Source organism: Albidovulum sp. (assembly GCF_049646345.1).
In the GTDB taxonomy this organism is placed as follows: Bacteria; Pseudomonadota; Alphaproteobacteria; order Rhodobacterales; family Rhodobacteraceae; genus Albidovulum.
Window position 1 is genome coordinate 1 of sequence record NZ_JBARVQ010000182.1, and the last position, 6905, is coordinate 6905.

Consider the following 6905-nt stretch of genomic DNA (forward strand, 5'->3'; position numbering starts at 1 on the left):
GATGGAACAGGAAGAGCGGCGCATCGGCATGGGCGAAGGCGGCGTGGTTGGTCATTGACGACGCTCCGGTGATGCGCGGGTTCAGCTCCCCCAGCCAGATCTCACCGGTCTTCTTATCGATCAGGAAATCGAGTTCGAAATAGCCGCGATAGCCCTCTTTGCGAAGCTGTTCGCCGAACTGGAACGTGAGTTCCCGCGCCCGTTGCCGGGTCTTCGGCGGAAAGGCGGTCGAGAAGATCTCATTCCCGCACCAACCGCCGCGATAGGGGGTCAGTTCCTTGAAGCCGACAAGTTCGGTCATCAGCGGGCCGACGATGGTGCCCTCTTTCGTTGCACAAGCCTCGATGGCCGAGCCGCGGCAATCGATCCGCTTCATGATCTTGATTTCGCCCTCGCCGACGATTTCGTGCTCATGGCGTCGGAAATCGGCCTCGGACTTGATGAAGAACGTCGTGTGGCCGGAATCACCAAAGGCCGATTGCAGCACCAGATCATGGCCCAGCCCGGCCTTGTCGCAGATCTTCTTCAGGTGGTCATAGCTTTTGACTTCGGAAAGCGTGTTCGGCACCGACGGCACGCCCGCTTTGTTGCCGATCCGGACCGTCTCGATCTTGTTGTCGCATTTGGTGCGCAGCTTCGCCTTGGGGAACCAGACCTCACCGCCCAGTTCCTTGGCCAGACGCTCGGTTTCCGCGTCAAACATCAGGAAGACGAATTTCGGCTTGCCACCGCGCCGCTTGATCAGGTCGATCACTTCCTTGTGCTGCAGAAGGTAGTTGTTGATCTCTTCGATCGACTGGAATTCCGCATGCGGCTGTTCGGACGGGCAAAAGACGTTCGGATGCCGCCCGTCATAACAGTCGATATAACATATGTATTTGAAGTTCTTACACCATTCGTCGATGCCCAAGAGGTTGAAGTTCGTGGCTGACACGAAATAGATCGGGTCCTCATTGCGGTGAAAATGCCGGCGGATTTCCGAGATGTTCTTCAACTCACTTGTGGCCATTTGATACTCCCTGTTATTCCGCCGCTTCCGGCAGTTTTGTTCCCATACGCTGTGCCAGCGCTTCGTCCGTAAAAACCCTGAGACCCAGATCGGCGCGGTAGCCGTGGATTTCATTGACATCGAGCGCCCGCATGAAGGCGAGAATTTCCGCACTCACCACCTGCCCCGGCACAAGGATCGGGAAACCCGGCGGATAGGGAATGATGAACGAGGCCGAAACCACCTCGCGCCCTGACGCCATCGCTTCGTTGATCGAGCCGTGCAGGTCGAGATAATCGCAGTTCTTTTCATCATAGCTGAGGAAGAAAGCGGTGCGGATATCGCCCTCGATCGTCACTTTGTCGCTGCGGAACGCATCGTGGAACCGCGAGAAATCCGGCAAGGGCGGCAGATCCTCCATCAGCGCCTTGACCCGGTGTTCGAAGGCGCGGCGTTCCATGTTTGAGGCATCGTCCAGCCGGTCATCCAGCTCTTTCGCAATCTCGACCAGAACCTCGATCAGATAGGCGACCGAAGACCGGGTCGTGCCGATATTGGTCATGAAAAGGACCGTGTTGCGCGAGGTCTTGTTGATCTGGATGCCGTATTTGTCCATCAGGATCTGGGTCTTGAACGTATCCCCGTCCCAGCCGGTACCGCCGACGGCCAGAGTCACGCGGGTCGCGTCCAGCACAAACTCGTCCTTTTCCCAGCATTCCCAGATATCGGTCCAGCCCTGATGCGGGTCGTAGTAGCTTTCCACGCCGCTTTCGCGATATGCGTCCGGGATCATGTCACCGGCCGTCAAGACTTTGAAATACTTCTGCAAAAGCGGATGGGTCGAGATCGCCTTGCGCATCGACATCGCCGCTTCCACCTGACGCTGGACGAATTCGAACCCTTCCAGTTCCACCTGTCTGCGGCCCACATCGAGGGACGCAATGATCTGGTAATTGGGGCTGGTGGAGGTATGGGTCATATAGGCTTCGTGGAACGACTGCTCCACCTCGCCCTTGAAGTCCTGATCGTTGACATGGATCATCGACCCCTGCCTGAGAGAAGTCAGCGTCTTGTGCGTCGATTGCGTCGTATAGACCCTGACGCGGGCATCTGGCGGTGGCACCAGACGCGTCATCAGCAGCTTTTCATCATCAGCGTCTTTCAGCTTCCCGGCCTGCTTTTCGTAAGCCTTCGCATGTTCGGGCGATTTCAGCCGTTCGCGCAGCACATTGGCGGCGTTCATGCCGGTCCGCTGGCGGTAGGTCGGGCCGAAACGGGCAAAGGCGAACCACGCCTCATCCCAAAGGAAGATCAGGTCGGGCTTGATGGCAAGGCATTCCTCCATTACCCGTTCGACATTATAGACCACGCCGTCAAACGTGCAGTTGGTCAGAAGCAGCATGCGGACCTGATCAAGCTTGCCCGCCGCCTTGAGCGCCAGAAGCTGATGCTTGATCTCGCGCAGCGGCACCGCGCCATACATCGAGTAATCGTTCAGCGGATATGAATCGAGATAGACGACCTGCGCGCCTGCCAGCACCATCCCGTAATGGTGCGACTTGTGGCAATCGCGATCGACCAGCACGATATCGCCAGGCCTGACAAGGGCTTGCACGACGATCTTGTTGCATGTGGAAGTGCCGTTGGTGGCAAAGAAGGTCTGTTTCGACCCAAAGGCCCGCGCCGCGAGTTCCTGCGCCTTCTTGATCGGCCCATGCGGCTCCAGCAGACTGTCGAGGCCGCCGGAGGTTGCCGAGGTTTCGGCCATGAAGATGTTGGGGCCGTAGAAGGCACCCATATCCTGAATCCAGTGCGACCGTGAGATGGACTTGCCGCGGCTGATCGGCATCGCATGAAAGACGCCCGTCGGTTGCTTGGAATATTCCACAAGCGCCGTGAAGAACGGCGTCTTGTAGCGCGACTGCACGCCGCGCAGGATGTTCAGGTGCAGCTCCTGAAAGTCTTCCTGATTGTAAAAGACCCGGCGGCAGATGCCGAGGTCGAGACCGGCGATTTCCTCAACCGAACGATCCGTCACCAGATAGGCATCAAGTTCCGGCCGGACGGAGGCGATCAGTCGGCACAGTTCGGCCCCGAAATTTTCGGGCTTCAGCCCCTCCAGCCCTTCGGCCCCGCCGACACGATTGAGATAGCGTTTGAGGATCGGCAGATCGACGCCGGATTTCAGGCGCAGACCCGGCCGCACGACAACGGCCTGAACATTGTGGTTGAAGAGGATACCGATCAGCGCATCCTCAAGGCTGGGCACGATCACGGTTTCATACATGAACGGGTCTTCGAAGCGCCGCATCCGCCCGACATTGGTCTTCAGCCAGCGTTCCTGATGCTCATTCAGGTCATCGACGATCATCACCTCGAAATAGGGCTTGGTCAGGGCCCGCGCCTCGGGCGACAGCATCGCCTCATCCTCGTGATCGTCCACCTCGGCGCTTTCGCGGTCCAGGGGGATATGGCGGCGGCGATAGGCACCTGTGGTCAAAGCCCGCGTCACACGGTGCACACCAAAGGCCAGATCGTCGAGATTGCCGTGTTCAAACTGCCGTCTGAGATGGTCGAAGGCCTGCATGCCCGGAAAAGCCCAGTAGCGTTCGATCAGCGCGAGTGAGGTGAACAATTCCTCAATCTGGCTGCGCAGCGCGTCGGCCTTCTTTCCCTGCGGATCGCGGCCAAGAGCCCCCGTCGCCTCGCGCAACGAACTCCAGCGGTCCGAGCGCAGCTGGATCGCCGAGTAATAGTCATTGACCGATTGCATCGCATCATCCCCGTCAGTGACGGCGGCCGATGCCTGTTGCGGTCCTTCCGCGAGCCTTGCGTCGTTCCGCGAGGGGCTCAGCCGCTCGCTGTTTTGTCCGCCAGTGGCGGAATGTAACCCAGGTCCGATCCGACCGGTTCGGGACCAGTGTTACCGCCAGCATGCGACATCCTGTCACCGGCCACAACCGGATTTTCCAGACCGGCGCGCGATCCCTGCCGCGGCATCTCCAACGGGCCGAGGGACCTGAGATAGGCGTCCGCACCGCTGGACCGGTCGTAGACGGAAAACTCGGCATCCCGGTCGCGGAAGCTCTTCAAAACCTGTCCCAACCCCTTGAGGCCTGTTTCCCGCTGGCGCCGTACAATCGACAGATCAACCTCGATCGGGAACATGTCCTCCTGCCCCGCCGACTGGTGCAGTACGGTGGCCGACGGATCGATCATCAGCGACCGGCCCACGCCCCCTGCCCCAAGCCCGTTCACGTCGATGACGTAACACTGGAACTGCGCCGCAGTGGCCCGCGCGATGGCCAGCTCCGCGTCGCGGTCGGTGGTGCCGGTCAGAACAGGGTGCAGCAGCACCTCGACCCCTGCGCTGGTCAGTTGCCGCGTGGTTTCGGGGAACCAGATGTCATAGCAGATCGACAGACCGAAACGGCCCACATTCGGAACGTCGAAGATGCAGAATTCGGTCCCCGCTTCGACCTCGACTTCGTAAGGCCGGAAGGGAAACATCTTGCGGTAGCGGGTGACAATCTGACCATCGGGGTCAATCACCGCCGAGGTGTTGTAGATGCGCCCATCCTCGGTCTTTTCGAACATCGACCCCGGGATCAGCCAGATCCGGTGCTTCTTCGCCGCCGCCCGGAACTGATCGAGCGCCTCATTCTCGAAAGGCTGAGCGAAACGGTGCAGGGGGCCGTAAGGGGCCAGTTCGGAAAACAGCACCATTTCCGTCCATGGAAAGCGCGCCATCAGTACGTCGATCCGGTGGATCATGCCTTCGACATTGGATTGCAGCGCGTTGACGTACATCTGTACGCCGGCGATCGCGAATGGGGTCATCGTCTTGTCTCCGAACGGGCGGCATCGCGGCATCATGCCGGGCGCCCATGGTGGTTCCGCCCTGATTAGCGGTTTCGCAGGCAGACTGGAACCCGAATGCACGCGACTGTGACACCCGTGCCGCAGCGTCCGTTGTCGTACATGTGCCCGGTGGGCCCCATATAGCGTTCAAACGCGTCAGGATTACGTCGGAACTGGTCGTTTTCAGCGCTCTGTTTGCGGCGGATTCCGCAGATAAGCGCGAAATTGTCCGGCCTCGGGCAAACCCCTCCAGCTTATTCCAGGGACCCGCACCATGCTTCGCGATTCCGACATCCTCTCGCAGCTTCTTTCCCGCAGCCCGAAGACCTCTCTGGGGCGCGATTTCTATACCGCGCCCGAGGTCTATGACGCCGATATGCGGCTGATCTGGACCCGCGACTGGGTCTATGTCGCTTCGGCGCCCGAAATCGCAAAGCCCGGCAACTATGTCACCGTGCAGATCGGCGATTATTCGGTGATCGTGGTGCGCGGCAATGATGGCGTCATCCGCGCCTTTCACAATTCCTGCCGCCATCGCGGCAGCCGCATCTGTCAGAGCGTCAAGGGATCGAACCCGAAACTCGTCTGCCCCTATCACCAATGGACCTACGAACTTGACGGCCGCCTCCTCTGGGCCCGCGACATGGGCCCGGATTTCGATGCCTCCAAGCACGGGCTGAAGCCGGTTCACTGCGACATGGCCGCTGGCATGGTCTTCATCTGTCTGGCTGAATACGCACCTGACTTCGCGCCCGTCAAGGCCGAGGCGCTGCGCTACACCGCGCCGCACGGGCTTGACGATCTGAAGGTCGCCGCCCAGTCCACGATCATCGAGAATGGCAACTGGAAGCTGGTGCTGGAAAACAACCGCGAATGCTACCATTGCTCGGGCGCGCATCCCTCGCTCTGCCGCACTTTCAACGACGACCCGAACCTTGTCGGGGCGGACGATTCGGTTTCCTCACCCGTCGGTGCCGCCCATGTCGCGCGCTGCGAGGCGGCAGGCCTGCCGTCGAAATACGTCATCGACCCCAATGAACAGTGGCGCTTTGTCCGCATCCCCTTCGTGGGCGAGGCGGTGAGCTACACAATGGACGGCAAGGCGGCGGTCAAGAAGATGCTGACCGGCATGCCCTTCGCCAATGCCGGCACGCTCCTTTTCTTCCACTACCCCAATACCTGGAACCACTACCTGTCCGACCACATCCTGAACTTCCGCGTGCTGCCGATCAGCCCGACCGAATCCCAGGTCACCACCACCTGGCTGGTGCACAAGGATGCGGTCGAGGGGCAGGATTACGACCTGAAGCGCCTGACCGAGGTCTGGGACGCCACCAATGACGAAGACCGCATCGTGGTCGAACAGAACCAGCTTGGCATCAACTCGCCCGCCTATGAGCCCGGCCCCTATTCCGAATTGCAGGAAAGCGGCGTGATCCAGTTCGTCGACTGGTATGTCGCGACGCTGCAGAACCGGCTGGTCGGCCGCAAAGTCATCGCAGCGGAGTAAGCGCCATGATCCCGATGCCGCGCGAGGATACGCCGTTCTGGTCTGATGCAGAACCACTGGAATGCGTCATGGTCGTGCCCGAGGCGCCGAATGTGCGGACCTTCGTCTTTCGTCCGCCCTCGGGGGCCACGTTCCTCTTCCGTGCGGGGCAGTTCATCACACTGGAACTGCCCCTGCCCGGCGGGCCGATCTACCGGACCTATACGATCTCATCGAGCCCGACTTCGAACGTCTATATCTCGGTCACAGTAAAGGCCCAGCCCGACAGTCAGGGCACGCGCTGGATGGTCGAGCATCTGGTGCCGGGCATGCGGCTGAACGCCAAAGGACCGGGCGGTGTCTTTCACCTGCCGCGCCAGCCAAACGGAAAATACCTGTTCATCTCGGCCGGGTCTGGCGTCACCCCGATGATGTCGATGGCGACGTTTCTTTGGGAACGCGGTGAAGAGCCCGATATCAGCTTCATCCAATGCGCCAACAAGCCGTCGGAACTGATCTTCCGCAAAAGGCTGGAATATATGGCGGGCCGGGTGCGCGGTCTTCGGC

The 6905-nt window shown here is 60.2% G+C and carries 5 protein-coding genes; 2 read left to right on the forward strand and 3 right to left on the reverse strand.

All coding sequences use genetic code 11. The features are described 5' to 3' along the window. The 3 genes from WBB85_RS04500 to WBB85_RS04510 form a co-directional block, all read right to left on the reverse strand. Window positions 1-1009, reverse strand: a 1009-nt coding sequence (locus tag WBB85_RS04500; protein ID WP_432637428.1) for a biotin carboxylase, incomplete at its 3' end; no start/stop codon positions are given. A gap of 13 nt (window positions 1010-1022) precedes the next feature. Continuing rightward, a complete protein-coding gene (locus tag WBB85_RS04505) occupies window positions 1023-3761 on the reverse strand; it encodes an aminotransferase class I/II-fold pyridoxal phosphate-dependent enzyme (protein ID WP_432637429.1) in 2739 nt (912 codons plus the stop codon). 77 nt (window positions 3762-3838) lie between these two features. Next, the gene (locus tag WBB85_RS04510) at window positions 3839-4828 is read right to left on the reverse strand and encodes a carbon-nitrogen hydrolase family protein (protein ID WP_432637430.1); all 990 of its coding nucleotides are present in this window, start codon (window positions 4826-4828) and stop codon (window positions 3839-3841) included. A 295-nt stretch (window positions 4829-5123) separates the two neighbouring features. Here WBB85_RS04510 and WBB85_RS04515 point away from each other — a divergent pair, with 295 nt between their 5' ends. Both WBB85_RS04515 and WBB85_RS04520 read left to right on the forward strand, forming a co-directional pair. Next, window positions 5124-6359: an aromatic ring-hydroxylating oxygenase subunit alpha gene (locus WBB85_RS04515; RefSeq protein ID WP_432637431.1), complete on the forward strand. Its 1236-nt coding sequence runs from the start codon at window positions 5124-5126 to the stop codon at window positions 6357-6359. A gap of 5 nt (window positions 6360-6364) precedes the next feature. Further along, window positions 6365-6905, forward strand: a 541-nt coding sequence (locus WBB85_RS04520; RefSeq protein WP_432637432.1) for an FAD-binding oxidoreductase, incomplete at its 3' end; no start/stop codon positions are given.